The following is a 23,556-nucleotide window of genomic DNA, read 5'->3' as shown; positions in this document are numbered from 1 at the left end:
GCCGCTGCCCGCGTTACGGGCGATAAACCTTCACGTTGCTGAAGCCCTGCTCCAGCAGGTACAGCGCCTGCAGGCGGCTCATTACGCCGCGCTCGCAGTACAGCAGATAGGTTTTGCTCTGATCCAGATCGCCGAACTGGGTGCTCAGCTTGTAGAACGGCAGCGCTTTCACTTCAACCTGTTCCAGCTGCAACGGCTTCTCTTCCTGCTCGTCGTTGGAACGGATATCCAGGATCACCTCGTCGGCGCCGAAGGCCGCGACGGTTTCCACTTCGGTCACCTGCTCCTGCGCCTGCTCGGCGATGGAGCGAATATCGACGTTCTTCGCCTCGCTCACCACCCGATCGAGAATGCTGAAATCGAAGTGGCTTTCTTCCTCTTCAATCTTGGCCTTGACGGCTTTTACCGTCGGGCTCTTCGAAATCACGCCGCAGTATTCCGGCATGGTTTTGGCGAAGTCTTCGGTGCCGATTTCACGCGCCAGTTTGATGATGTGCTCTTTATCGTGCGAGATCAGCGGACGCAGGATCAGCGTATCGGACGCATTGTCGATCAAGCGCAGGTTGGTCAGCGTCTGGCTGGACACCTGCCCCAGCGCTTCACCGGTTACCAGCGCCTGCACGCCGTAGCGTTCGGCCACTTGCGAAGCGGCGCGCACCATCATGCGCTTGAGCACCACGCCCATCTGGCCGTCGTCGACTTTCTCCAGGATCTCGCCCACCACCGGCTCGAAGTCGATAGCGACGAAGCGCACCTTGTGCGAGCTGGCGAAACGGTTCCACAGGTAGTGCGCCACCTGCTTCACGCCAATCTCATGCGCGGCGCCGCCCAGGTTAAAGAAGCAGAAGTGCACGCGGCAGCCGCGACGCATCAGCATATAGCTGGACACGCCCGAGTCGAAACCGCCGGAAATCAGCGACATCACGTCTTCCTGAGTGCCGACCGGGTAACCGCCGATGCCTTCGAGGCGGCGTTTAACCAGCATCAGCTTGTCGTCTTCGATCTCAAGGTTTACCGTGACCTGCGGGCGGGTCAGGTTAACGCGCGCGCTGTCGATATGCTGGTTCAGACCGCCGCCGACGTAGCGCTCCACGTCCTGCGAGTTGAACGCCTGCTTGCCGCGGCGCTTGACGCGCACGCAGAAGGTTTTGCCTTCCAGCTGAGCGCGGTAGGCTTCCAGCGTCTGCTCGAAGATGTGGTGGATATCGGTATAAGCGCGATCTTCCACTTCCAGAATATGGTGGATGCCGGGAATCCGCGTCAGCGCGTCGGCGATGACCGGCCGCTGGTTTTCATCTTTGGCGCGAACTTCGATATGATCCCAGTGACGGACGACCGCCAGCGTTTCATCATACTGCTTCAGGACGTTGCGAATATTGGTCGAGAGAATCTTGATAAAGCGCAAGCGCACAGATTGGCTCTTGATGGTGATTTCCGGGAACAATTTAATGATAAACTTCATGGCGGTCTTTGTTGTCAGATAAGAATTACGGCGCGGAGTATATCACCATATCGCCGTGCTCTGCGCACAAAACCACACATGAGCGCCATGATTTGCTAATCAAGATCCGCTAGGATAGGCTCTGGCGCCACGGTTCACATGATGACGTAAAAAGAAAATTATGCCGAAAAAACCAGCACAATCAGCCAGTACAGAGCAAACAGCCAGCTTTGAAAGCGCCCTCGGCGAGCTGGAAAGCATCGTGACGCGTCTGGAGTCGGGCGAACTGCCGCTGGAAGACGCGCTGAACGAATTCGAACGCGGCGTGCAGCTGGCGCGTCAAGGCCAGCAGAAACTGCAACAGGCGGAACAGCGTGTGCAGATCCTCCTTAACGACAGCGCCGACGACGCGGCGTTGGCGCCTTTCACACCGGATACCGAGTAACCGACATGTCTGAGATCGTCCCATCGGCCGCTTTTGCCGATCAACTGCAGATTTTCCGCCGGCGCGCCGATCGCGCGCTGCTGGATTTCATCGCCCCGCTGCCGTTCAACGACGGCAACATGGTGGCGGCGATGCGTCATGGCGCCTTACTGGGCGGCAAGCGCCTGCGCCCGTTCCTGGTGTACACCACCGGCCAGATGTTCGGCGTATCGCTGACCAACCTGGACGCGCCGGCGGCGGCGGTGGAATGCATTCACGCCTACTCGCTGATCCACGACGATCTGCCGGCGATGGACGACGACGATCTGCGCCGCGGCCAGCCGACCTGCCACATTAAATTCGGCGAAGCCAACGCGATCCTGGCCGGCGATGCGCTGCAAACGCTGGCGTTTTCGATCCTGGCCGATGCCGAAATGCCCGACGTGGCGCTGCGCGATCGGCTGGCGATGGTCTCCGAACTGGCGGCAGCCAGCGGCGTCGCCGGCATGTGCGGCGGCCAATCGCTGGATCTGGAGGCCGAAGGCAAGCGTGTCGATCTGCAGGCGCTGGAGCAGATCCACCGCCACAAAACCGGTGCGTTGATCCGTGCCGCGGTGCGTCTGGGCGCGCTGAGCGCCGGCGAAGCAGGACGAGCGGCGCTGCCGCAGTTGGATCGTTACGCCGCTGCGGTCGGCCTGGCGTTCCAGGTGCAGGATGACATTTTGGACGTTGTCGGCGAGACTGAAAAGATCGGCAAGCGCCAGGGAGCGGACCAACAACACGGAAAGAGTACCTACCCGGCGTTACTCGGGCTTGACAGCGCGAAAGCAAAAGCGTGGGATCTCTATCAGGAAGCATTAGCTGCATTAGACACTTTGGCAGCGCAATCTTATAACACAGCGCCATTGCGAGCGTTAGCCAGCTTCATTATTGAACGCGACAATTAACGTGTGACGTTAACTCCTCTGATATGAGTATCGAATGAGTCTTGATATAGCCAAATACCCAACCCTGGCGCTAGCGGAAAACCCCGAGGAACTCCGCTCACTGCCCAAAGAGAGCTTGCCGAAGCTGTGCGATGAGCTGCGGCAATATCTGCTGAACAGCGTCAGTCGCTCCAGCGGCCACTTTGCCTCCGGGCTGGGTACCGTCGAACTGACGGTGGCGTTGCATTTCGTCTACAACACGCCGTTCGATCATCTGGTGTGGGACGTCGGCCACCAGGCCTACCCGCACAAAATCCTGACCGGCCGCCGCGACCGGATCGCCACTATCCGGCAAAAGAACGGGTTGCACCCCTTCCCGTGGCGCGCCGAAAGCGAATACGACGTGCTGTCGGTCGGCCATTCGTCAACCTCGATCAGCGCCGGCCTCGGTATGGCGGTGGCGGCAGAGCGTGAAGGCAAAGGCCGCCGCACGGTGTGCGTGATCGGCGATGGCGCCATCACCGCCGGCATGGCGTTCGAAGCGATGAACCACGCCGGCGACATCAATCCGGACATGCTGGTGGTGCTGAACGACAACGAGATGTCGATCTCGGAAAACGTCGGCGCGCTGAACAACCATCTGGCACAGCTGCTGTCCGGCAAGCTTTACTCCACCCTGCGCGAAGGCGGCAAAAAAGTGCTGGCCGGCGTGCCGCCGATCAAGGAGCTGGTGAAACGCACCGAAGAGCACCTGAAAGGCATGGTGGTGCCGGGTACGCTGTTCGAAGAGCTGGGCTTCAACTACATCGGCCCGGTAGACGGGCACGACGTACAAGGCCTGGTCGCCACGTTGAAAAACATGCGCGATCTGAAAGGCCCGCAGCTGTTGCACATCATGACCAAGAAAGGCCGCGGTTACGCGCCGGCGGAGAAGGATCCGATCAGCTTCCACGCGGTGCCGAAGTTCGATCCCGCCAGCGGCACGCTGCCGAAAAGCGCCGGCGGTCTGCCGACCTATTCGAAAATCTTCGGCGACTGGCTGTGTGAAACCGCCGCCAAAGACAGCTCACTGATGGCGATCACGCCGGCGATGCGCGAAGGTTCCGGCATGGTGCAGTTCTCGCGCGACTATCCGCAGCAATATTTCGATGTGGCGATCGCCGAGCAGCACGCGGTCACCTTCGCCGCCGGGCTGGCGATCGGCGGCTACAAGCCGGTGGTGGCGATCTATTCCACCTTCCTGCAACGCGCCTACGATCAGCTGATCCATGACGTGGCGATCCAAAACCTGCCGGTGATGTTCGCCATCGATCGCGGCGGCATCGTCGGCGCCGACGGCCAGACCCACCAGGGGGCGTTCGATCTGTCGTTCATGCGCTGCATCCCGACCATGGTGATCATGACGCCGAGCGACGAAAATGAATGCCGCCAGATGCTGTATACCGGCTATCACTACAACGACGGCCCGAGCGCCGTGCGCTATCCGCGCGGCACCGGCACCGGCGCTGCGCTGGAGCCGCTCAGCCTGCTGCCGATCGGCAAAGGCGTGGTGCGCCGCCAGGGGGAAAAGATCGCCATTCTCAACTTCGGCACCCTGCTGCCGGAGGCCGCTGCGGCGGCGGAAGCGCTCAACGCCACGCTGGTCGACATGCGCTTCGTCAAACCGCTGGACGAGCAGCTGGTGCTCGAACTGGCCGCCAGCCATGAAACGCTGGTCACGCTGGAAGAGAACGCCATCATGGGCGGCGCCGGCAGCGGCGTCAACGAACTGCTGATGGCCAAACGCCGTCCGGTGCCGGTGCTGAACCTCGGCCTGCCGGACAGCTTCGTCTCACAGGGCACCCAGGAAGAACTGCGCGCCGATCTGGGACTGGACGCCGCCGGCATTCAGCGCCAAATCGAAACCTGGCTGGCGCAGTAATTCGCCACTCGCGCCTGATAAAACGCCTCCGCCTTCGGGGGCGTTTTCATTTCCGCCCTCCGGGATCCGCGCTACAGTTACTGTCTGAGCTGTGAATGGGAGGCAAGCATGAAATATCTCAAACTGGGCAACACCGATCTGAACGTCTCGCGCATCTGCCTGGGTTGCATGACCTACGGCGAACCGAGCCGCGGCAATCACGCCTGGACGCTGCCGGAAGAAAGCAGCCGCCCACTGTTGAAACAGGCGCTGGAAGCCGGCATCAACTTTTTCGACACCGCCAACAGCTATTCCGACGGCAGCAGCGAGGAGATCCTCGGCCGGGCGCTGCGCGACTATGCACGCCGCGAGGAGGTGGTGATCGCCACCAAGGTTTATTTCCCGCTGAGCAACCTGGAGCGCGGTTTGTCGCGCGCCAAGATCATGCAGTCCATCGACGACAGCCTGCGCCGTCTCGGCACCGACTATGTCGATTTGCTGCAAATCCATCGCTGGGATTACGAAACGCCACTGGAAGAGACGCTGGAAGCGCTGCACGACGTGGTGAAAGCCGGTAAGGCGCGTTACATCGGCGCCTCTTCCATGTACGCCTGGCAGTTCGCCAAGGCGCTGTATACCGCCGATCTGCACGGCTGGACGCGCTTCGTCAGCATGCAGGATCAATACAACCTGATCCAGCGCGAAGAAGAGCGTGAGATGCACCCGCTGTGCGCCGCCGAAGGCATCGCCGTACTGCCGTGGAGCCCGCTGGCGCGCGGCCGCCTGACCCGCCCCTGGGGCGAAACCACCGCCCGCCTGGTCTCGGACCAGTTCGGCAAGAGTCTGTACGATGAAACCGAAGGCATCGACGCCATTATCGCCGAGCGCGTCGCCAGCCTGGCGGAGGAACGCGGCGTGCCACGCGCGCAGATCGCGCTGGCCTGGCTGCTGAACAAGCCGGCGGTCAGCGCGCCGATCGTTGGCGCGTCACGCAGCGAGCAGTTGGACGACGCCATTGCCGCGGTCGATTTGAGTTTGTCGCCGCAAGAGGTGGCGGAGTTGGAAACGGCTTACGTGCCGCATCGGGTGACGGGATTTGAATAAGAAAAGCGGGCGCGAAGAACCGCGCCCGGCTGTCAGAACAGCCCGATCGGCCAGTGGTGCCCAATCAGGTAGATGATGCCCGCAGACAGCACGCCGGCGATGATATCGTCGACCATGATGCCCATGCCGCCATGCACGTTGCGGTCAAACCAGCGGATCGGCCACGGCTTCCACATATCCAGAATGCGGAAGATGACGAAACCGGCGGCGACCCAGCGCCAATCGTTGACCGGCAGCGCCATCAGCGTGATCCACATGCCGACGAACTCATCCCAGACGATGCTGCCGTGATCGTGCACCTTCATGTCTTTTGCCGTGCGGTGGCAAATATAGACGCCGATGCAAATGCTGAACATCACCGTCAGCGAGTAGAGCTGCCACGGCAGTTGGATCAGCAGCAGCCAGAACGGGATCGCCGCCAGCGATCCCATGGTGCCCGGCATCACCGGTGACAAACCGCTGCCGAAACCGGTGGCCAGCAGGTGCCACGGATTGCTCATCCGCAGCCGACGCTTGGCTTCATCCATGGGTGCCCGGCTCCGCGTTGAAATGATCGAACCCGGCCCAGTCCAGCACCACCGCCTCGTCGTTGCGGTAATAGCGAATGCCTTCAGACAGCGGGCCAATCTGGCCGATACAGGTGTAATCGGCCCCGAGGTGGCTCAGCGCCACGTCCAGCGCGCCGCGGTTGATCTCCGGCACCGTGAAGCACAGCTCGTAGTCTTCGCCGCCCGCCAGCGCCCAACGCAGCGCCTGTTCGGCATCGGCATGGCTGCTCAGCGCCTGCGACATCGGCAGCTCGTCCAGCACGATGCGCGCGCCGCAGTCGCTGGCCTTCAGGATGTGCTTCAGATCGGAAATCAGGCCGTCGGAAAGATCGATTGCCGAGCTGGCCAGATCGCGCAGCGCCTGCCCCTGCAGCACCCGCGGCTGCGGACGCAGATGGCGAGCGACCAGATAATCGCGCGCCGCGCTATCCGTCACCGCCAGGCGATCCTGCAGGATCGCCAAACCGGCGGCGCTGTCGCCCAGCGTGCCGGTCACATAGATCCAGTCGCCGATGCGCGCACCGCTGCGGGTCAACGCCCGGCCGGCCGGGATCAGCCCCTGAATGGTCAAGGTCATGCTCAGCGGGCCGCGCGTGGTATCGCCGCCGATCAGCTGCATGCCGTAATAATTGAGTTGATCGAACAGGCTGTCGCTGAACGCCTTCAGCCAGGGTTCGTTCACCTCCGGCAGCGTCAGGGCCAACGAGAGCCACGCCGGATCGGCGCCCATCGCCGCCAGATCGCTCAGATTGACCGCCAGCGCTTTATACCCGAGATCGGCCGGATCGATGTCCGGCAGGAAGTGAATGCCCGCGACCAACGTATCGGTACTGACGGCCACCAGCTGTTTTTCCGGCACTGCCAGCAGTGCGCAGTCATCTCCAATGCCCAACTGTACATCCCGGCGCACGCGCTTAAACCGGTCAAAATAGCGGGCAATGAGGTCAAATTCGCCGCATGCCATATCGATATTCCACTAGAAGAAATTAAGGCCGGGAATGCCGGCCTTAATGTTTTTACTTTTTCTTGCGAAGGGTTGGCGCCACTTTATCCAGCACCCCGTTCACAAACTTGTGGCTGTCTTCCGCGCCGAAGGTTTTCGCCAGCTCGATCGCTTCGTTGATCGCCACCTTGTAAGGGACATCCTCGCGCATTTTCAGTTCAAACAGCGCGACGCGCAGCACCGCGCGTTCCACCTGGCCCAGCTCTTCGAGCTGACGCGACAGGTAAGGTGCCATCAGCTCGTCCAGCATACCTGCATTCACTGCCGCGCCGGACAGCAACTCGCGAAAATAGGCGACGTCAACATCTTTGACATCCTGCTCCGTCAGGAACTGGTGTTCAACATCGGCAAGGTCGTTTTTAGACAACTGCCAAGAGTAAAGCGCTTGAACAGCGCACTCACGAGCGCGGCGACGAGCAGCAGGTTTCACGGAATTCCCCTTAACTAAATTCAGGCTTTAATAGCTTTGATAACATTAATCATTTCAAGTGCGGTCAACGCGGCTTCAGCGCCCTTGTTGCCCGCTTTGGTGCCGGCGCGTTCGATCGCTTGTTCGATGCTTTCGGTAGTCAGCACGCCAAAGGCAACCGGGATTTCGGCATTCATCGCAACGTTGCCGATGCCGGAGCTGGCTTCGCCCGCCACATATTCGAAGTGCGCGGTGCCCCCACGGATAACGGTGCCCAGCGCGATAACCGCGTCGTATTTGCCGGTTTTGGCCAATACGCTCGCCGTCAGCGGCAGCTCGTAAGCGCCCGGGACCCAGACAACGGTGATGTTGTCGTCAGCAACCTGACCAATGCGTTTCAGCGCGTCGATGGCGCCTTCCAGCAGGCTGTCGTTGATGAAATTGTTAAAACGTGCAATTGCGATCGCCACACGGGCATTTGGAGTAGCAACAACACCTTCGATAACTTTCATGGGCTTTCCTTAAAAATGGGTTCAATACCCCGCAGGGGGGCGGATTCTATCATATTCTTTCATCGCCTGCGCGGCGCTTTTGTAAAACCGGCGCGCGGGCGCGAGATTCAGTGTTTCGCCCGCAGGCGCAAACGCAGATCGGGGCCAACCTGGCGCACGTCGCTAAAGACGAATTCCGGTGCGTCGGCCAGACGCTCAAGGCCCGGCAAATGACACAGGCCGCGGCCATTATCGCCCAACAGTTTTGGCGCGATGTACAAAATGAGCTCATCCACCAGGCCGGCCTGCAGCAGCGCGCCGGCCAGCGTCGCCCCCGCCTCCACCCAGATTGAATTCACCTGGCGCTTGGCCAACAGCATCATCATCACCACCAGATCGACGCCGCCGCCGTGCGCCGGGCAGATAAACTGCTCAACGTCTTGCGGCCAGGCCTGTTCATCCGCCTGCAGCCGCGCCAGCCAGGTAGCGCCCGGTTGCTGCACCACGCGATGCTGTGGGGTGATGCGATTTTGGCTGTCGAGCAGGATGCGCAGCGGCTGGCGCAGATTTTCGCGCGGATAGAGGCGCTGCGTCTCGGCATCCAGCTCATCCCATCGCACGGTCAGCGACGGATCGTCCGCCAGCACGGTGGCGCTGGTGCTGAGAATGGCGGCGCTCTGCGCGCGCAGGCGCTGCACGTCCTGACGCGCTTCGGGTGACGTGATCCACTGGCTTTCGCCGGAGGCCATCGCCGTGCGGCCGTCCAGCGACGCGCCCAGCTTCAGTTGCACATAGGGAAAACCGGTGCGCATGCGTTTGAGGAAGCCCAGGTTGACCGCTTCGGCCTCGGCCAGCATCAGGCCATGACGTACTTCGACGCCGGCTTGCTGCAGCTTGTACAAGCCGCGCCCCGCCACCTGAGGATTGGGATCTTGCATCGCCGCGACCACCCGTGTCACGCCAGCGGCCACCAGCGCATCGGCGCAGGGAGGCGTGCGGCCGTGATGGCTGCACGGCTCGAGCGTCACATAGGCGGTGGCGCCGCGCGCCTTGTCGCCCGCCATGCGCAGCGCGTGCACTTCCGCATGCGGCTCGCCGGCGCGCAGATGATAGCCTTCACCGACAATTTCGCCGTCGCGCACGATAACGCAGCCGACGTTCGGATTGGGCGCGGTGGTGAAACGCCCCAGCCGCGCCAGTTCGAAGGCGCGCGCCATGTAAAATTCGTCGTGATGCATGAAAGATCCTTTAGTCTTGCAGGCGGGCAATCTCTTCGCCGAACTCGCGCACGTCTTCGAAGCTGCGGTACACCGACGCAAAGCGAATATAGGCGACCTTATCCAGCTTCTTCAGCGCGTCCATCACCAGATTGCCCACCAGTTTGGTCGGCACTTCGCGTTCGCCGGTGGCGCGCAGTTGGGATTTGATATGGTTAAGGGCGTTTTCCACGTCGTCCGAGCTGACCGGGCGCTTTTCCAGCGCTTTCAGCATGCCGCGGCGCAGTTTGTCTTCGTTGAACGGCTCGCGCACCTCATCGCTTTTAATCACTCGCGGCATCACCAGCTCGGCCACCTCGAAGGTGGTGAAGCGTTCATTGCACACCAGACACTGGCGGCGGCGGCGCACTTGCGAACCGTCCCCCACCAGGCGGGAATCAATGACTTTGGTATCAACGGCGGCGCAGAAAGGGCAATGCATAACACGTCCTGATAAACGTTTTTTATAGATAAATGCAGTTTAACCCGAAGTGAAGCCACAACAAAGGGCGTCGGCCATTTGTTGCGATAAGCGGCGGGCAGGCGGCGCCGATATGACTTTCACCGCCATGCGGGCTAAGCTTGATAGCAGGAGATTCAGCATAGGAAATCGCCGTCATGACAACCCGTTATCCCAAAATCGCCCTGCTCGCCGCCGCCGTGTTGCTCACTGGCTGCGCGCACAACGCCGCCGTGCCTCAGCTGCGCCATCAGGTCGCCGCACTGAACCAAAAAGTGAGCGTATTGACCGATCAGGCCACCGCGCTGGAGCGGCAAAACCAGCTCAATCAGCACTCCGACAACGGCGTCTACCTGCTGCCGGCGGCGCGGAGCGCCGCCCGTTTGCAGAGCGGCATCGGCGAACTGAGCGTTTCGCTGAGCCACATCAAGAGCGAAGCCAACGGTGCCCAGGCGCAGCTGCATGTGCGCATCCTCTCACAGGCCACGCTGCCGCCGTTTAAAGCGGTGGTGGAATGGGGCCAACTGGACGCGGCCACCGGCCGGCCGCTGACCGCCGAGGCGCTGTCGCAACCGATCGCCAGCGCCGACTCGCTGCTGCCGAAACCTGGGCAGGACTTCGAGCTGCGCTTCAGCGGCCTGACGCCGGAACAGCTGGGCTATATCCGTCTGCACAGCCTGGTAGCCACCGCCCAGCCGGCGGTGGTGCAGCAACACTGAAATCCGAGGCAAAAAAAAGGAGCGCCGATAGGCGCTCCTTCTCATTTCGCTGAATACTGCGGCGGTTAAGGCAGAATCGAAGGCTGATCCGCGCCCTCTTTTTCCACTTTTTGCTGCAGCATGTGTTCGCGTTTCATCCCCAGCTTCAACGCCAGCGCGGACGCGACGTAGATAGAGGAAACGGTACCGATCGACACGCCGATCAGCATCGCCAGCGAGAAGCCTTGCAGCATCGCGCCACCGAAGATGTACAGCATCAGCACCACCATCAGGGTGGTCCCGGAAGTCATCAGCGTACGGCTCAGCGTCTGGGTCAACGACACGTTCATGATCTCGTAAGGCGTGCCGCGGCGGATCTTGCGGAAGTTCTCACGAATACGGTCGGAGACCACGATGCTGTCGTTCAGCGAGTAACCGATAACCGACATCAGGGACGCGACGATGGTCAGGTCAATCTCGATGTGGAACAGCGACAGCACGCCCAGCGTGATGATCACGTCGTGCGCCAGCGCGATAACCGCCCCCAGCGCCAGGCGCCATTCGAAGCGGAAGCCGACGTAGATCAGGATACAGATCAACGCCACCAGCAGCGCCATGCCGCCGGTTTGCGCCAGCTCGCTGCCCACGCTCGGGCCGACGAACTCAATGCGCTTCACGGTGGCGTTTTTATCCACCGAGTCGTTGATCACGCCGATCACCTTATTGCCCAGTTCCTGGCCTGCGGTGCCGGTCGCCGGTGGCATGCGCACCATCACGTCGCGGCTGCTGCCGAAGTTCTGGATAATCGGATCCTGGAACCCGGCCTTCTCCAGCGTATCGCGCATCAGGTCGAGGTTAGCCGGCTTCTCCAGGTTGATTTCAATCACCGTACCGCCGGTGAAATCCAGACCCCAGTTAAAGCCGCGCACCGACATGGTGGCGATCGACGCGACCAACAGCACCAACGAGATGCCGAAAGCCACGTAGTCCCAGCGCATAAAGTCGTAGACTTTACGGCCGTAGTTGAGTTGCTCAACAGTATAATCCTGTGCCACAACGCACTCCTCAGATAGACAGCTTGTTAATGCGTTTGCCGCCGTAAAGCAGGTTGACGATGGCACGGGTACCGACAATCGCGGTGAACATGGACGTCGCCACACCGATAGCGGTGGTGATCGCAAAGCCCTTGATCGAACCGGTGCCGACTGCGTACAGGATGACCGCGGTGATCAGGGTGGTGATGTTGGCGTCGACGATACTGGAGAACGCGCCTTTATAGCCCTCATGGATCGCCTGCTGAACGGATCGGCCGTTCTTCAGCTCTTCCTTGATACGTTCGTTAATCAGTACGTTGGCGTCGACCGCCACCGCCAGCGTCAACACGATCCCGGCAATGCCCGGCATGGTCAGCGTCGCCCCCGGCAACAGGGACATCACGCCGACGATCAACACCAGGTTAGCGACCAGCGCCGTGGTGGCGATCACGCCGAACTTACGGTACCAGACCACCATGAAGACGATGGACGCCACCAGGCCCCACAGACAGGCTTCCAGACCTTGGGTGATGTTCTGCTGACCCAAGGTTGGACCGATGGTGCGCTCTTCAACGATCTGAATCGGCGCAATCAGCGCACCCGCACGCAGCAGCAGCGAAAGCTGACGCGCTTCGTTCGGGTTGCCGATGCCGGTGATGCGGAAGCTGTTGCCCAGACGCGACTGAATGTTCGCCACGTTGATCACTTCTTCCTGTTTCACCAGCACCGCACGGCCGTTGGCGTCTTTCTTGCCGCTGTCCTTGTACTCCACGAACAGGGTCGCCATCGGTTTGCCGATGTTGTCCTTGGTGAAGTTGGACATCGACGTGCCGCCGGCGCTGTCCAGCGAGATGTTAACCTGCGGCTGGTTGTATTCGTCGGTGCTCGAGGTGGAGTCGGTGATGTGGTCACCGGTCAGGATCACGCGCTTGTACAACACGATCGGCTGGCCGTCGCGGGTGTATTTCACCTCGGAATCGCCCGGCACGCGGCCGTTGGCCGCCGCGGTGGCGTCCGCATTGGTGTTCACCAGACGGAATTCCAGCGTCGCGGTGGCGCCCAGAATTTCTTTGGCGCGCGCGGTGTCCTGAATGCCCGGCAACTCAACCACGATGCGGTCGGATCCCTGGCGCTGCACCAGCGGTTCGGCGACGCCGAGCTGGTTGACGCGGTTACGCAGGATAGTGATGTTCTGCTGTACGGCGTATTCGCGCGCTTCGCTCAGACGGGCGTCCGTCAGGCTGGCTTTCATGGTGTTGGCGCCATTGGCGGACAGCACCAGATCGCGCTGACGCGGGCCGATATAGCTGATGGCCTGGTCACGGGCCACATCGTCGCGGAAGCGAACTTCCACGCCGTTGTTGTCCAGCTTGCGGATAGACGCGTAAGGAATGCCCTTCTCGCGCAGCTCGCTGCGCAGGGTATCCATGGTCTGTTCCTGCAGCTTGCTCAACGCGGTGTCCATGTCCACTTCCATCAGGAAGTGCACGCCGCCGCGCAGGTCCAGACCGAGTTTCATCGGCTCTGCGCCCAGCATGGCCAGCCAGGTCGGCGTAGCCGGCGCCAGGTTCAGCGCCACGACGAATTTGTCACCCAGCTCGGTCACCAGCGCTTCGCGGGCGCGCAGCTGAACGTCAGGATCTTTAAAGCGAGCCAGGATGGCGCCATTTTCCAGCGCAATCGACTTGCTCGCGATGTTGTCTTTTTCTAATACGGTACGGACCTGGTCCAGCGTAGTTTCACTGGCGGCGACGCCGCGCGCGCCAGTGATTTGTACGGCCGGATCCTCACCGTAGATGTTGGGAAGCGCATAAAGCAGACCGACGAGGATCACGACGATCAACATCAGATACTTCCACAAAGGATAACGGTTTAGCACGGCAATTCCCTTCGGGAAAAAAGATTACAGGGCCTTCATGGTACCTTTCGGCAGAACGGCCGCCACGAAGTCACGCTTGATCATCACTTCCGTGGTGTCGTTCAGCGCGATGGCGATGATGCCGGTGTCGGCCACTTTGGTCACGCGACCGATCAGGCCGCCGGTGGTCAGCACTTCGTCGCCCTTACCGATGGAGTCCATCAGCTTCTTGTGATCTTTCGCGCGCTTCTGCTGTGGGCGCAGGATCATGAAGTAGAAGATCAGGCCGAACACCACCAGCATAATGATCAGAGAGTACGGGCTTCCCTGAGCCGGAGCCCCTGCGGATGCGACGGCGTCAGAAATGAAAAAGCTCATTGAAATTCCCTCATTAAGTTATCAATTATTAGATCAAGCGTTTAAAGGCGGAATCGGCTTGCCGATCCGACCATAGAAATCCGCAACAAACTGCTCTAATTTACCCTCTTCGATAGCCTGGCGTAAACCCGCCATCAGGCGCTGGTAGTGACGCAGGTTATGAATTGTGTTCAGTCGAGCACCCAATATTTCGTTGCAACGGTCGAGATGGTGCAAGTAGGCGCGGCTGTAATGGCGACACGTGTAGCAATCACAGTCTTTATCCAGCGGAGAAGTATCATCCTTGTGCTTGGCATTACGGATTTTTACCACACCGTCAGTCACGAACAAATGGCCGTTGCGGGCGTTGCGGGTCGGCATGACGCAGTCGAACATGTCGATGCCGCGGCGCACGCCTTCCACCAAATCTTCCGGCTTGCCGACGCCCATCAAATAGCGTGGCTTATCTTCCGGAATTTGCGGGCAAACGTGTTCAAGAATGCGATGCATATCCTCTTTCGGCTCGCCTACAGCCAAGCCGCCCACAGCGTACCCATCAAAGCCGATATCCACCAGCCCTTTTACTGAAACATCACGTAAATCTTCGTAAACGCCGCCCTGAATGATGCCGAACAGCGCATTTTTATTTTCCAGCTCGTCGAAACGCTGGCGGCTGCGCTGCGCCCAACGCAGCGACATTTCCATCGAACGCTTGGCGTAGTCCCAGTCGGCCGGGTACGGCGTACATTCATCGAAGATCATCACGATGTCGGAACCCAGGTCATACTGGATTTCCATCGATTTTTCCGGGCTCAGGAACACCTTGTCGCCGTTGATCGGGTTGCGGAAGTACACGCCTTCCTCTTTGATCTTGCGCATCGCCCCCAGGCTGAACACCTGGAAACCGCCGGAGTCGGTGAGGATCGGGCCCGGCCACTGCATGAAATCGTGCAGATCGCCGTGCAGCTTCATGATCTCCTGGCCAGGGCGCAGCCACAGGTGGAAGGTGTTGCCCAGCAGGATCTGCGCGCCGGTCTCTTTCACTTCTTCCGGCGTCATGCCCTTGACCGTGCCGTAGGTACCGACCGGCATAAAGGCCGGGGTTTCCACTACGCCGCGGTCGAAAATCAGGCGGCCGCGGCGTGCGCGGCCATCGGTAGTTTGTAGTTCGTACTTCACAAAGCCTCCAGCATCAGAGAAACAGTCTGATGTCGTTGAAACGGGGCCGCGCCGTGGGCGCAGCCCGGGAAATTAACCGCCGACGGACTCGTTTTCCGCCTGCGGATTACGGCTGATGAACATCGCATCGCCGTAGCTGAAAAAGCGATACTGCTCGGCCACCGCCTGCTGATAGGCGTTCATGGTATTTTTGTAGCCGGCGAAAGCCGACACCAGCATGATCAGGGTGGACTCCGGCAGGTGGAAGTTGGTCACCAGCGCGTCGATCACCTGATAGTGGTAACCCGGATAGATAAAGATGCTGGTGTCGCCGAAGAACGGCGCAATCAGCGCCTCTTTGCTGGCCGCCGCGGCGCTTTCCAGCGAACGCACCGAGGTGGTGCCCACCGCCACCACGCGCTTGCCGCGCGCTTTGCAGGCCAGCACCGCATCTACCACCTCCTGCGGCACTTCGGCGTATTCGGCGTGCATCACGTGATCTTCGATGGTTTCCACGCGCACCGGCTGGAAGGTGCCGGCGCCGACGTGCAGCGTCACGAACGCCATTTCCACGCCCTTGGCGCGCAACGCCGCCAGCAGCGGTTCGTCGAAGTGCAGGCCGGCGGTCGGTGCGGCGACCGCGCCCGGCTTCTCGCTGTAGACCGTCTGATACAGCTCGCGGTCGGCGTCCTCATCCGGGCGAGCGATATAAGGCGGCAGCGGCATATGGCCGGCCGCGTTGAGAATGGTGAAGACATCGCGTTCGTCGTTGAAGCGCAGCTCGAACAGCGTCTCGTGGCGCGCCACCATGGTGGCGGCGATGCTCTCGTCATCACCCAGCAGCAGCTCGGCGCCCGGCTTGGGCGCTTTCGACGCGCGCACGTGCGCCAGCACGCGATGGTCGTCCAGCACGCGCTCCACCAGCACTTCAATCTTGCCGCCGCTGACCTTGCGGCCGAACATGCGCGCCGGGATCACGCGGGTATTGTTGAACACCAGCAGGTCGCCGGCTTCCAGCTTGTCCAGCAGATCGGTGAATACGCCGTGCGTCAGCGCCCCGCTCGGCCCGTCCAGCTGCAGCAGGCGGCATGCGCTGCGCTCGGCCTGGGGATAGTGGGCAATCAGGGATTCGGGAAGTTCAAACGAAAAATCAGCGACGCGCATGGGTATTCACTTCTTCAATTTAGGGCTGGTTGGTAAAAAACAGGCGGCCTAGTCTAAAGCCGGGGGCGGTCAGCGGCAAGAAATAAGGAGGATTTGCCTGACTTCGGGTATAGTTGAGGGATGAATTTTCTCGCTCATCTTCACCTGGCCATGCTGGCGGACAGCTCGCTGCTGGGCAACCTGCTGGCCGATTTCGTGCGCGGCAACCCCGCCGCCGACTACCAGCCCGACGTGGTGGCCGGCATCATGATGCACCGCCGCGTCGACGTGCTGACCGACAGCCTGCCGCAGGTCAAAGCCAGCCGCGACTATTTCAGCGCCCCCTACCGCCGCGTGGCGCCGATCACCCTCGACGTGGTGTGGGACCATTTTCTGGCGCGCCACTGGCAGCAGTTGGAGCCTTCACGCGACCTGCACCAGTTTACCCAGGAAGCCCGCAGCCAGATCGAACCTTTTCTGCCGCTCACGCCGCCGCGCTTTCAGAACCTGAACGGCTACCTGTGGCCGGAACGCTGGCTGGAGCGCTACGCCGAATTGCCGTTCATCGCCCGGGTGCTGCAGGGCATGGCCAGCCGCCGCCCGCGCCTCGATGCGCTGGCCGGCTCGTTCGCCGACGTCGAGCAACATTATCATCAGCTTGAAACACAGTTCTGGCAGTTTTACCCGCAAATGATGCGACAGGCGAAGGACAAAGCGCTCTGAGGTCAAGCCCAAGTCATTGAAATTTCAACGCCTTGCAAGAATTTACGTTTTGCCGCTTGCCCTTTTGTGGGAAAAGGTTATTTTTAAAGCTCGCTAAATTATATCAACGACTTTGATAGGTGAAAGCTATCTCATCGATTGGTCTTTTACCCTTTATTCACCAAGTCGCGGCCCCTATACTGGCCCTTGTTTTTACATCCACCCTTTAACACCTATTACAGGAGTAATTATGGTCCTGGTAACTCGTCAAGCCCCTGACTTCACTGCAGCTGCCGTACTGGGTAGCGGCGAAATCGTTGAAAACTTCAACCTGAAGAAGCACCTGAACGGCAAACCGGCCGTCCTGTTCTTCTGGCCAATGGACTTCACCTTCGTATGCCCTTCCGAGCTGATCGCTTTCGATCACCGCTATGAAGAGTTCCAGAAGCGTGGCGTTGAAGTGGTTGGCGTTTCCTTCGACTCAGAGTTCGTCCACAACGCATGGCGTAAAACCCCTGTCGACAAAGGCGGCATCGGTGAAGTGAAATACGCAATGGTTGCTGACGTTAAGCGTGAAATCCAGAAAGCTTACGGCATCGAACACCCGGAAGCCGGCGTTGCGCTGCGCGGCTCTTTCCTGATCGACAAAGACGGCATCGTGCGTGCTCAGGTTGTTAACGACCTGCCAATCGGCCGTAACATCGACGAAATGATCCGTACCGTCGACGCGCTGCAATTCCACGAAGAGCACGGTGAAGTGTGCCCGGCTCAGTGGGAAAAAGGCAAAGCAGGTATGGGCGCTTCCCCAGACGGCGTTGCAAAATACCTGTCTGAAAACGCTGCCAAGCTGTAATTTCAGCCTGATAGTGAATCAACCGGCCCACGCGGCCGGTTTTTTTATGCCCCTTTATGGGGCAGACCGCCCACCTTCAGTGCTTTATTTCCCTGTTTCCGCTCACATTTCCTACCCTGCTCGCCGCGCGCACGCCCATCTGCGGCTACTATCAATAACGCTGGCTCGCGCTTTGCAAGTGAACAGCGGCAAGCAAACACAACACAATAAAAAACTGACAGGGTAGGAATAACTATGTTTTTACAGAAATGGAGCAAACCCCTGACCATGGCGGCGCTGCTGGTCAGCGGCAGCCTGTATGCGGCATCCAACCCGGCGGTGGAAGCCAAAAACGGCATGGTGGTCACCTCGCAACACCTGGCCTCGCAGGTCGGCGTGGATATCCTGAAGATGGGCGGCAACGCCATCGATGCCGCCGTGGCGGTGGGCTATGCGCAGGCGGTGGTTAACCCTTGCTGCGGCAACATCGGCGGCGGCGGCTTTATGACCGTCCACCTGGCGGACGGCACCGACACCTTCATCAACTTCCGTGAAACTGCGCCGGCGGCGGCCAGCGCCAACATGTATCTGGACGCCGACGGCAAGGTGAAGAAAGACGCCAGCCTGTACGGCTATCTGGCGGCCGGCGTACCGGGCACCGTGCTGGGAATGGAAACCGCGCGTGAGAAGTACGGCAAACTGAGCCGCGAACAGGTGCTGGCGCCGGCGATCAAGCTGGCGCGCGAAGGCTTTGTGCTGACCCGCGCTGATACCGATATTCTCGACACCACCGTTGCACGCTTCAAACAGGATCCCGAGTCGGCCAAAATCTTCCTGCGCCCGGACGGCAGCCCGCTGCAGCCGGGGGACAAACTGGTGCAAACCGATCTGGCCAATACGCTGGAAGCCATCGCCAAAGGGGGAACCGACGCCTTCTACAAAGGCAAGATCCCGCAGGCGGTAGAGGCGGCGGCCAAACAGGGCGGCGGCATTTTGACGGCGGCCGACTTCGCCAACTATAAAGTCACCGAAACCCCACCGATCACCTGCAGCTACCGCGGCTACAAGTTCGTGTCGGCGCCGCCTCCCAGCTCCGGCGGCGTGACGCTGTGCGAAATCCTCAACGTGGTGGAAGGCTATGACCTGAAAAGCATGGGCTTCAACTCGGCGGCGGCCATTCACACCATGACCGAGGCGATGCGCCATGCCTACATGGACCGCAACACCTACCTCGGCGACCCGGAATTCATCAAGAACCCGATCGACCGGCTGGTGAGCAAGAGCTACGCCGAGCAGATCCGCAAGAAAATCGTCGCGGACAAGGCCACGCCGTCGGAAAACGTGCAGCCCGGTATGGAACCGCATGAGAAGCCGGAAACCACCCACTATTCGATCGTCGACCATGACGGCAACGCGGTCTCCACCACCTATACCGTCAACGGCCGCTTCGGCGCCGTGGTGATCGCACCGGGCACCGGCTTCTTCCTCAACGACGAGATGGACGATTTTACGGTCAAAGTGGGCGAGAAAAACCTGTACGGGCTGGTGCAGGGCACCGCCAACAGCATTGCCCCCGGTAAGCGCCCACTATCGTCAATGAGCCCGACGCTGGTGACCAAGGACAACAAGATCTTTATGGTGCTGGGCTCGCCTGGCGGTTCGCGCATCATCACCATCACCCTGCAGACCGCGTTGAACGTGATCGACCACGGCATGGCGCCGCAGGAAGCGGTGGACGCGCCGCGCATCCATCACCAATGGCTGCCGGATGAGGTGTACTACGAACAGCGCGGCGTTTCCGCCGATACGCTAAAACTGCTGAGCGGCATGGGCTATAAGATGGTCGAACAAACGCCGTGGGGCGCCGCCGAACTGATTCTGGTCGGTTTGCCGGGCGCGGCGGGCGTCAGCCCGGCCAACTCCGGCAACGATTCGGCGGTTTCCGGCAAAGTGCGCGAAGGTTACCTGTACGGCGCCAACGACGTGCGTCGCCCGGCAGGCTCCGCGGTCGGTTACTGATGTAAACGCCCACTCACCTTAATCGCGGGGGCCCTTCGGCCCCCGCAGTTCCCTTAGCCTTCACAGCGCCACACGGTGGCCGATTCTTCCGCCAGCTGCAGGCGCAGCCCGCCGACCGTTTCGCTCAACTCTCCCCGCCCTTCCACACGCCGCCACGGGCCGCGGGCCAACAGCGGGTTGTGCGGCAGCTGCGCCTGGCCGCTGCCGTCACGCTGCAGCGCCACCAGCACCTGCTCCTGCTGATACAGGCGCACGAACACCAGCGTTTCTCCGCTGGCGTACAGCACCTGACAGCCGCCGCGACGCAGCGCCAGGCTCTGTTTACGCAGCACCGCCATGCGCTGGAACAGCGCCAGCAGCGGCCGATCCCAGTCGCCGACGTCCCACGGGAACGGCTTGCGGCAGAACGGATCGTTGCCGCCGTCCAACCCAATCTCATCGCCATAATAGAGGCAAGGCACACCGATCCAGCTCAGCAGCCACACCGCCGCCATCTGCATGCGCGCCGCGTTCCCCTGCAACAGCGTGAGGAAACGCGCGGTATCGTGGCTGTCCAGCTGGTTGAACTGGATCAGCTGGCGGCTGTGCGGCAGCCCGGCGCGGTAACCGTCCATCCACTGCGCGCACCCGGCGGCGTCCAGCCGCACCGGGTGGTAGGCCACGTCCAGCCCCGCTAAAAACGCCCGCACCGGCAGCGCGAATCCCATGTAGTTCATCGCCGCATCCTCCACTCCGGCGTGCAGCCAGCGGCGCGCGTCGCCGAAGTGCTCGCCCAAGACATAGGCCTGCGGATTCTCCTGCTTCACCGCCTGATAGATGCCCGCCAGGTGGCGCAGATTGCCGGCAGCGCCGCCGTTCTCCCCCAGCATATGCACCACGTCCAGCCGCCAGCCGTCGATGCTGTACGGCGGGCGCAGCCAGTGACGCACCACGCTGCCTTCCCCCTGATAAATCGCTTCCGCCACCTGCGGCTCGGCGAAGTTGAGCTTCGGCAGGCTGGCGTTGCCCTTCCAATCGAGCGCGCGGCCGTCCGGGTAGAAGTTGAACCAGCCGCGATACGGCGAATCGGGGTGGTGACAGGCGCCGTTTTCGCCCTGACGATGGCGGTCAAACCACGGGTGCGAATCGCCGGTGTGGTTGAATACCCCATCCAGCACCAGTTTCATGCCTACCTTGTGAGTGCTTACTCGCAAACGCTGCAGCGCCGCGTTGCCGCCGAAGTGCGGATCGACCTGGTAATAGTCCTCGGTATCGTACTTATGCACGCTCGGCGCGGTAAAAATCGGGTTCAGGTACAACGCCGTCACGCCCAACTGCTGCAGGTACGGCAGTTTGCCGCTGATGCCGTCCAGATCGCCGCCGTAAAAGGTCGAGGCGGCGTGGCTGTCCTCCAGCGGATGCTGCCAGTCGCGCCGAATCACCTCGGCGCCGGCCGCATGATGGCGATAGCTGCCGCTCTGGATGCCGTGCTCGCCGCCGCTGCTGGCGAAGCGATCGGGGAAAATCTGGTAGAACAGCTGATCCGCCACCCACTCAGGGCCGTTGTCAGGCTCGTCGACGGCGAATTGCGCCAGTTGGCCCGGCGGCGTTGGCGACCAGCCCTGCGGCCCGAACCACTGCTGGCGATCGGCCCACAGCAGCTTGAAGCAGTATCGCCGCGTCGGCTCGCCCTCATTCAGCGTCAGGCTGGCCTGGTAGCGCCGCATCCCCTCGTGACGCTGCGCTTTCATCACCAGCAGCCACTCTTCGTTGTCCGGTTCGGCGCGCAAAAACACCCGTTCCGGCAGTTCATCCCCTTGTAACCACAGCGTGATATCCAAACGTTGCCCTTGCTTCACCACAAAAGGCGGAACCGGTTGATGCCAGGCGTTAAGCATACTGTTCTCCTGCTGTACCAAACGAAATCGACGGCGTTCTTCAAGAAGCGAACAATGCCACGTTAAGTGCAACTCCCCCTCCTCTCTGACCGCAAAACCCGGGGATGAGCCGGGGGGCGGAGACCGAAAAATAACGCTAACCCGATGTAAAAAAAGGTAAACAGGCACAAATCCTGCACGTTACCCCTTAGGCTAACGCGTTTTGAGCATACAGGATATTTTTTGCGCATTTTTTAAGGAGCGGTAATGCAACAACAGATAACGCGCTGGCTGGAACAATTTGGGTTGGAATTCGGCGGAGTGATGTCGCTGTTGATGGTATTGGGGTTGATTGTTCTGATCTCGGTGGTGATCCACCTGGTGCTGCACCGGGTAGTGTTGGCTGCCCTTCAGCGCCGAGGCCAGCAATCGCAGCGCGTCTGGCAACAGGCCATCACCCAATACAAACTGTTCCAGCGCGTGGCGCTGCTGCTGCAAGGGGTGATCATCAGCATCCAGGCGACGCTGTGGCTGCAGAGCGGCAGCCAGACCCAGGCGGTGATCGTTACCGCCGCGCAGGTGTGGATCCTCGCCTTCACCCTGCTGTCGCTGTTCTCGTTGCTGGATACGCTGCTGGCGCTGCTGCGCCAAAGCCCGATTTCCAATCAGCTGCCGCTGCGCGGCATTTTCCAGGGCCTGAAACTGGTGGCGGCGATCCTGATCGGCATCATGATCGTCTCGCTGCTGATGGGCAAATCGCCGCTGTTGCTGCTCAGCGGCCTGGGCGCCATGACGGCGGTCTTGATGTTGGTGTTCAAGGATCCGATCCTCGGGCTGGTGGCCGGCATTCAGCTCTCCGCCAACGACATGCTGAAGATCGGCGACTGGCTGGAAATGCCGAAATACGGCGCCGACGGCGCGGTCACTGACATCGGCCTGACCACGGTCAAAGTGCGTAACTGGGACAACACCGTCACCACCATACCGACCTACGCGCTGATCTCCGACTCGTTCAAAAACTGGCGTTCGATGTCGGAATCCGGCGGGCGTCGCATCAAACGCAGCCTGAATATCGACACCGGCAGCGTGCACTTCCTGTCGGAAGAGGAACAGCGCCGCCTGCAGCGCAACCCTCTGCTGCACAGCTACCTGAACGTCAAGACCCAGGAGCTGAGCCAGCATAACCAGGAGATCGCCGTCGATCTGGCCTCGCCGCTCAACGGCCGCCGCCTGACCAACCTCGGCACGCTGCGCGCCTATCTGGAAGCCTATCTGCGTGCTCACCCGCGCATTCACCAGAACATGACGCTGATGGTGCGCCAGCTGGCGCCGACGCCGGAAGGCCTGCCGCTGGAAATCTACGCCTTCACCAACACCACGGTCTGGGCGGAGTACGAAAGCATTCAGGCGGATATTTTCGACCATATCCTGGCGGTGATCGACGAGTTCGGCCTGCGCGTGCATCAGACGCCGACCGGCAACGACATGCGCGGCATGCTGCGACAAAGCGCGAACGCTTCCTGACGTCGGCTGACGTAACTGTGTCTGCTGGTAATTATTCGCTTTCAATTGCCAGCAGATATCTCCATCCCCTTCTTTTCCCCGGCGAAAACGGCGTTAATGCGCCCTCACCTTCACCACCGAGAGGGAAAGCCCTTGCTGAAACGGATACGTCATCGGCTGTTTACCCTGATGGCCACCCTGCTGTTTATCGGCTGCCTGCACAACGCTTTGCTGGATGAAAGCCACATGCCCCGCAATCTGCAACCTTCGCTGAGCGCCCTCAGCAGCAACCTGCAGGACATTCGCGAAGTGCTGGCGCGCTGCGCCGGCGAGGAAGAGGAGGATCGCCTGAACGACGGCGGCATACGCATCGAAGCGCGCGCCGCCGGGGATGAGGAAGCGGAAGACAAACGCCAGACATAGTGGGTTAAAAA

Annotated in this window: 23 protein-coding genes; 10 read left to right on the top strand and 13 right to left on the bottom strand. The window is 60.8% G+C overall.

The window, feature by feature from the left end; genetic code table 11:
• Positions 1-13: 13 nt before the first annotated feature.
• Entirely contained in the window at positions 14-1,462 is a 1,449-nt protein-coding gene (gene thiI / locus EDY99_RS01895; RefSeq protein ID WP_033642063.1) for a tRNA uracil 4-sulfurtransferase ThiI, read from the bottom strand.
• Positions 1,463-1,622: 160 nt separating this feature from the next.
• On the opposite strand from thiI, the gene xseB reads away from it, so the two are divergent.
• The 4 genes from xseB to EDY99_RS01875 all read left to right on the top strand — a co-directional run bounded on the left by xseB (position 1,623) and on the right by EDY99_RS01875 (position 5,795).
• Positions 1,623-1,886 carry an exodeoxyribonuclease VII small subunit gene (xseB, locus tag EDY99_RS01890; RefSeq protein ID WP_033642062.1) on the top strand — a complete coding sequence of 88 codons (264 nt, stop codon included), beginning with the start codon at positions 1,623-1,625 and terminating at the stop codon, positions 1,884-1,886.
• A gap of 5 nt (positions 1,887-1,891) precedes the next feature.
• A complete protein-coding gene (gene ispA, locus EDY99_RS01885) occupies positions 1,892-2,812 on the top strand; it encodes a (2E,6E)-farnesyl diphosphate synthase (protein WP_033651083.1) in 921 nt (306 codons plus the stop codon).
• Between the two features lie 34 nt (positions 2,813-2,846).
• On the top strand, positions 2,847-4,712 hold the full coding sequence (gene dxs, locus EDY99_RS01880) for a 1-deoxy-D-xylulose-5-phosphate synthase (protein ID WP_033642060.1): 1,866 nt from the start codon (positions 2,847-2,849) through the stop codon (positions 4,710-4,712).
• 108 nt (positions 4,713-4,820) lie between these two features.
• A complete protein-coding gene (locus EDY99_RS01875) occupies positions 4,821-5,795 on the top strand; it encodes an aldo/keto reductase (RefSeq protein WP_033642059.1) in 975 nt (324 codons plus the stop codon).
• 32 nt (positions 5,796-5,827) lie between these two features.
• Here the strand turns inward: EDY99_RS01875 and pgpA are convergent, their stop codons facing one another.
• From pgpA to nrdR, 6 genes are all read right to left on the bottom strand, one after another.
• The gene (pgpA, locus tag EDY99_RS01870) at positions 5,828-6,322 is read right to left on the bottom strand and encodes a phosphatidylglycerophosphatase A (RefSeq protein WP_033634010.1); all 495 of its coding nucleotides are present in this window, start codon (positions 6,320-6,322) and stop codon (positions 5,828-5,830) included.
• Complete coding sequence (gene thiL, locus EDY99_RS01865; RefSeq protein WP_099783810.1) at positions 6,315-7,307, bottom strand: thiamine-phosphate kinase; 993 nt, start codon at positions 7,305-7,307, stop codon at positions 6,315-6,317. The genes pgpA and thiL overlap by 8 nt, the downstream gene beginning before the upstream one ends.
• A gap of 52 nt (positions 7,308-7,359) precedes the next feature.
• Positions 7,360-7,776 carry a transcription antitermination factor NusB gene (gene nusB / locus EDY99_RS01860; RefSeq protein ID WP_004940384.1) on the bottom strand — a complete coding sequence of 139 codons (417 nt, stop codon included), beginning with the start codon at positions 7,774-7,776 and terminating at the stop codon, positions 7,360-7,362.
• A 20-nt stretch (positions 7,777-7,796) separates the two neighbouring features.
• A complete protein-coding gene (gene ribE / locus EDY99_RS01855; RefSeq protein WP_004940385.1) occupies positions 7,797-8,267 on the bottom strand; it encodes a 6,7-dimethyl-8-ribityllumazine synthase in 471 nt (156 codons plus the stop codon).
• A 107-nt stretch (positions 8,268-8,374) separates the two neighbouring features.
• Entirely contained in the window at positions 8,375-9,484 is a 1,110-nt protein-coding gene (gene ribD, locus EDY99_RS01850) for a bifunctional diaminohydroxyphosphoribosylaminopyrimidine deaminase/5-amino-6-(5-phosphoribosylamino)uracil reductase RibD (protein WP_033642057.1), read from the bottom strand.
• Between the two features lie 10 nt (positions 9,485-9,494).
• Positions 9,495-9,944, bottom strand: coding sequence for a transcriptional regulator NrdR (gene nrdR, locus EDY99_RS01845; protein WP_004940387.1), 450 nt, complete (start codon positions 9,942-9,944; stop codon positions 9,495-9,497).
• A gap of 176 nt (positions 9,945-10,120) precedes the next feature.
• Between nrdR and EDY99_RS01840 the strand changes: the two genes are divergently transcribed.
• Positions 10,121-10,681: a DUF3251 domain-containing protein gene (locus tag EDY99_RS01840; RefSeq protein ID WP_033651081.1), complete on the top strand. Its 561-nt coding sequence runs from the start codon at positions 10,121-10,123 to the stop codon at positions 10,679-10,681.
• A gap of 65 nt (positions 10,682-10,746) precedes the next feature.
• On the opposite strand, the gene secF is transcribed toward EDY99_RS01840, so the two are convergent.
• The 5 genes from secF to queA form a co-directional block, all read right to left on the bottom strand.
• Complete coding sequence (gene secF / locus EDY99_RS01835; protein WP_019454209.1) at positions 10,747-11,715, bottom strand: protein translocase subunit SecF; 969 nt, start codon at positions 11,713-11,715, stop codon at positions 10,747-10,749.
• Between the two features lie 10 nt (positions 11,716-11,725).
• Positions 11,726-13,573, bottom strand: a complete 1,848-nt coding sequence (secD, locus tag EDY99_RS01830; protein WP_071991633.1) for a protein translocase subunit SecD — start codon at positions 13,571-13,573, stop codon at positions 11,726-11,728.
• 24 nt (positions 13,574-13,597) lie between these two features.
• Positions 13,598-13,930: a preprotein translocase subunit YajC gene (gene yajC / locus EDY99_RS01825; RefSeq protein WP_004940391.1), complete on the bottom strand. Its 333-nt coding sequence runs from the start codon at positions 13,928-13,930 to the stop codon at positions 13,598-13,600.
• Between the two features lie 33 nt (positions 13,931-13,963).
• Positions 13,964-15,088, bottom strand: coding sequence for a tRNA guanosine(34) transglycosylase Tgt (gene tgt, locus EDY99_RS01820; RefSeq protein ID WP_016928877.1), 1,125 nt, complete (start codon positions 15,086-15,088; stop codon positions 13,964-13,966).
• A 72-nt stretch (positions 15,089-15,160) separates the two neighbouring features.
• Positions 15,161-16,231: a tRNA preQ1(34) S-adenosylmethionine ribosyltransferase-isomerase QueA gene (gene queA / locus EDY99_RS01815; RefSeq protein ID WP_004940394.1), complete on the bottom strand. Its 1,071-nt coding sequence runs from the start codon at positions 16,229-16,231 to the stop codon at positions 15,161-15,163.
• Positions 16,232-16,351: 120 nt separating this feature from the next.
• Between queA and EDY99_RS01810 the strand changes: the two genes are divergently transcribed.
• The 3 genes from EDY99_RS01810 to ggt all read left to right on the top strand — a co-directional run bounded on the left by EDY99_RS01810 (position 16,352) and on the right by ggt (position 19,763).
• Positions 16,352-16,933 carry an ACP phosphodiesterase gene (locus EDY99_RS01810; RefSeq protein WP_046688353.1) on the top strand — a complete coding sequence of 194 codons (582 nt, stop codon included), beginning with the start codon at positions 16,352-16,354 and terminating at the stop codon, positions 16,931-16,933.
• Positions 16,934-17,162: 229 nt separating this feature from the next.
• Positions 17,163-17,765 carry a peroxiredoxin C gene (locus tag EDY99_RS01805; RefSeq protein ID WP_004940403.1) on the top strand — a complete coding sequence of 201 codons (603 nt, stop codon included), beginning with the start codon at positions 17,163-17,165 and terminating at the stop codon, positions 17,763-17,765.
• Between the two features lie 234 nt (positions 17,766-17,999).
• The gene (ggt, locus tag EDY99_RS01800; protein ID WP_046688352.1) at positions 18,000-19,763 is read left to right on the top strand and encodes a gamma-glutamyltransferase; all 1,764 of its coding nucleotides are present in this window, start codon (positions 18,000-18,002) and stop codon (positions 19,761-19,763) included.
• Positions 19,764-19,816: 53 nt separating this feature from the next.
• Here ggt and malZ read toward each other — a convergent pair whose 3' ends face one another.
• Positions 19,817-21,640, bottom strand: coding sequence for a maltodextrin glucosidase (gene malZ, locus EDY99_RS01795; RefSeq protein WP_033642052.1), 1,824 nt, complete (start codon positions 21,638-21,640; stop codon positions 19,817-19,819).
• 246 nt (positions 21,641-21,886) lie between these two features.
• On the opposite strand from malZ, the gene EDY99_RS01790 reads away from it, so the two are divergent.
• Entirely contained in the window at positions 21,887-23,143 is a 1,257-nt protein-coding gene (locus tag EDY99_RS01790) for a mechanosensitive ion channel family protein (RefSeq protein WP_033651075.1), read from the top strand.
• 132 nt (positions 23,144-23,275) lie between these two features.
• Positions 23,276-23,545 (top strand): hypothetical protein, encoded by a 270-nt coding sequence (locus EDY99_RS01785; protein WP_046688349.1) that lies wholly within the window; start codon positions 23,276-23,278, stop codon positions 23,543-23,545.
• Positions 23,546-23,556 lie beyond the last annotated feature (11 nt).

Source organism: Serratia sp. LS-1 (assembly GCF_003719595.1).
GTDB lineage: Bacteria > Pseudomonadota > Gammaproteobacteria > Enterobacterales > Enterobacteriaceae > Serratia > Serratia ureilytica.
This window is presented reverse-complemented; position numbering and strand designations above follow the sequence as displayed.

Excerpts from the sequence above, each read along its gene's own strand:
- thiI (WP_033642063.1), bottom strand. The coding sequence starts at position 1,462 with ATGAAGTTTATCATTAAATTGTTCCCGGAAATCACCATCAAGAGCCAA.
- xseB (WP_033642062.1), top strand. The coding sequence starts at position 1,623 with ATGCCGAAAAAACCAGCACAATCAGCCAGTACAGAGCAAACAGCCAGC.
- ispA (WP_033651083.1), top strand. The coding sequence starts at position 1,892 with ATGTCTGAGATCGTCCCATCGGCCGCTTTTGCCGATCAACTGCAGATT.
- dxs (WP_033642060.1), top strand. The coding sequence starts at position 2,847 with ATGAGTCTTGATATAGCCAAATACCCAACCCTGGCGCTAGCGGAAAAC.
- EDY99_RS01875 (WP_033642059.1), top strand. The coding sequence starts at position 4,821 with ATGAAATATCTCAAACTGGGCAACACCGATCTGAACGTCTCGCGCATC.
- pgpA (WP_033634010.1), bottom strand. The coding sequence starts at position 6,322 with ATGGATGAAGCCAAGCGTCGGCTGCGGATGAGCAATCCGTGGCACCTG.
- thiL (WP_099783810.1), bottom strand. The coding sequence starts at position 7,307 with ATGGCATGCGGCGAATTTGACCTCATTGCCCGCTATTTTGACCGGTTT.
- ribE (WP_004940385.1), bottom strand. The coding sequence starts at position 8,267 with ATGAAAGTTATCGAAGGTGTTGTTGCTACTCCAAATGCCCGTGTGGCG.
- ribD (WP_033642057.1), bottom strand. The coding sequence starts at position 9,484 with ATGCATCACGACGAATTTTACATGGCGCGCGCCTTCGAACTGGCGCGG.
- nrdR (WP_004940387.1), bottom strand. The coding sequence starts at position 9,944 with ATGCATTGCCCTTTCTGCGCCGCCGTTGATACCAAAGTCATTGATTCC.
- EDY99_RS01840 (WP_033651081.1), top strand. The coding sequence starts at position 10,121 with ATGACAACCCGTTATCCCAAAATCGCCCTGCTCGCCGCCGCCGTGTTG.
- yajC (WP_004940391.1), bottom strand. The coding sequence starts at position 13,930 with ATGAGCTTTTTCATTTCTGACGCCGTCGCATCCGCAGGGGCTCCGGCT.
- queA (WP_004940394.1), bottom strand. The coding sequence starts at position 16,231 with ATGCGCGTCGCTGATTTTTCGTTTGAACTTCCCGAATCCCTGATTGCC.
- EDY99_RS01810 (WP_046688353.1), top strand. The coding sequence starts at position 16,352 with ATGAATTTTCTCGCTCATCTTCACCTGGCCATGCTGGCGGACAGCTCG.
- EDY99_RS01805 (WP_004940403.1), top strand. The coding sequence starts at position 17,163 with ATGGTCCTGGTAACTCGTCAAGCCCCTGACTTCACTGCAGCTGCCGTA.
- ggt (WP_046688352.1), top strand. The coding sequence starts at position 18,000 with ATGTTTTTACAGAAATGGAGCAAACCCCTGACCATGGCGGCGCTGCTG.
- malZ (WP_033642052.1), bottom strand. The coding sequence starts at position 21,640 with ATGCTTAACGCCTGGCATCAACCGGTTCCGCCTTTTGTGGTGAAGCAA.
- EDY99_RS01790 (WP_033651075.1), top strand. The coding sequence starts at position 21,887 with ATGCAACAACAGATAACGCGCTGGCTGGAACAATTTGGGTTGGAATTC.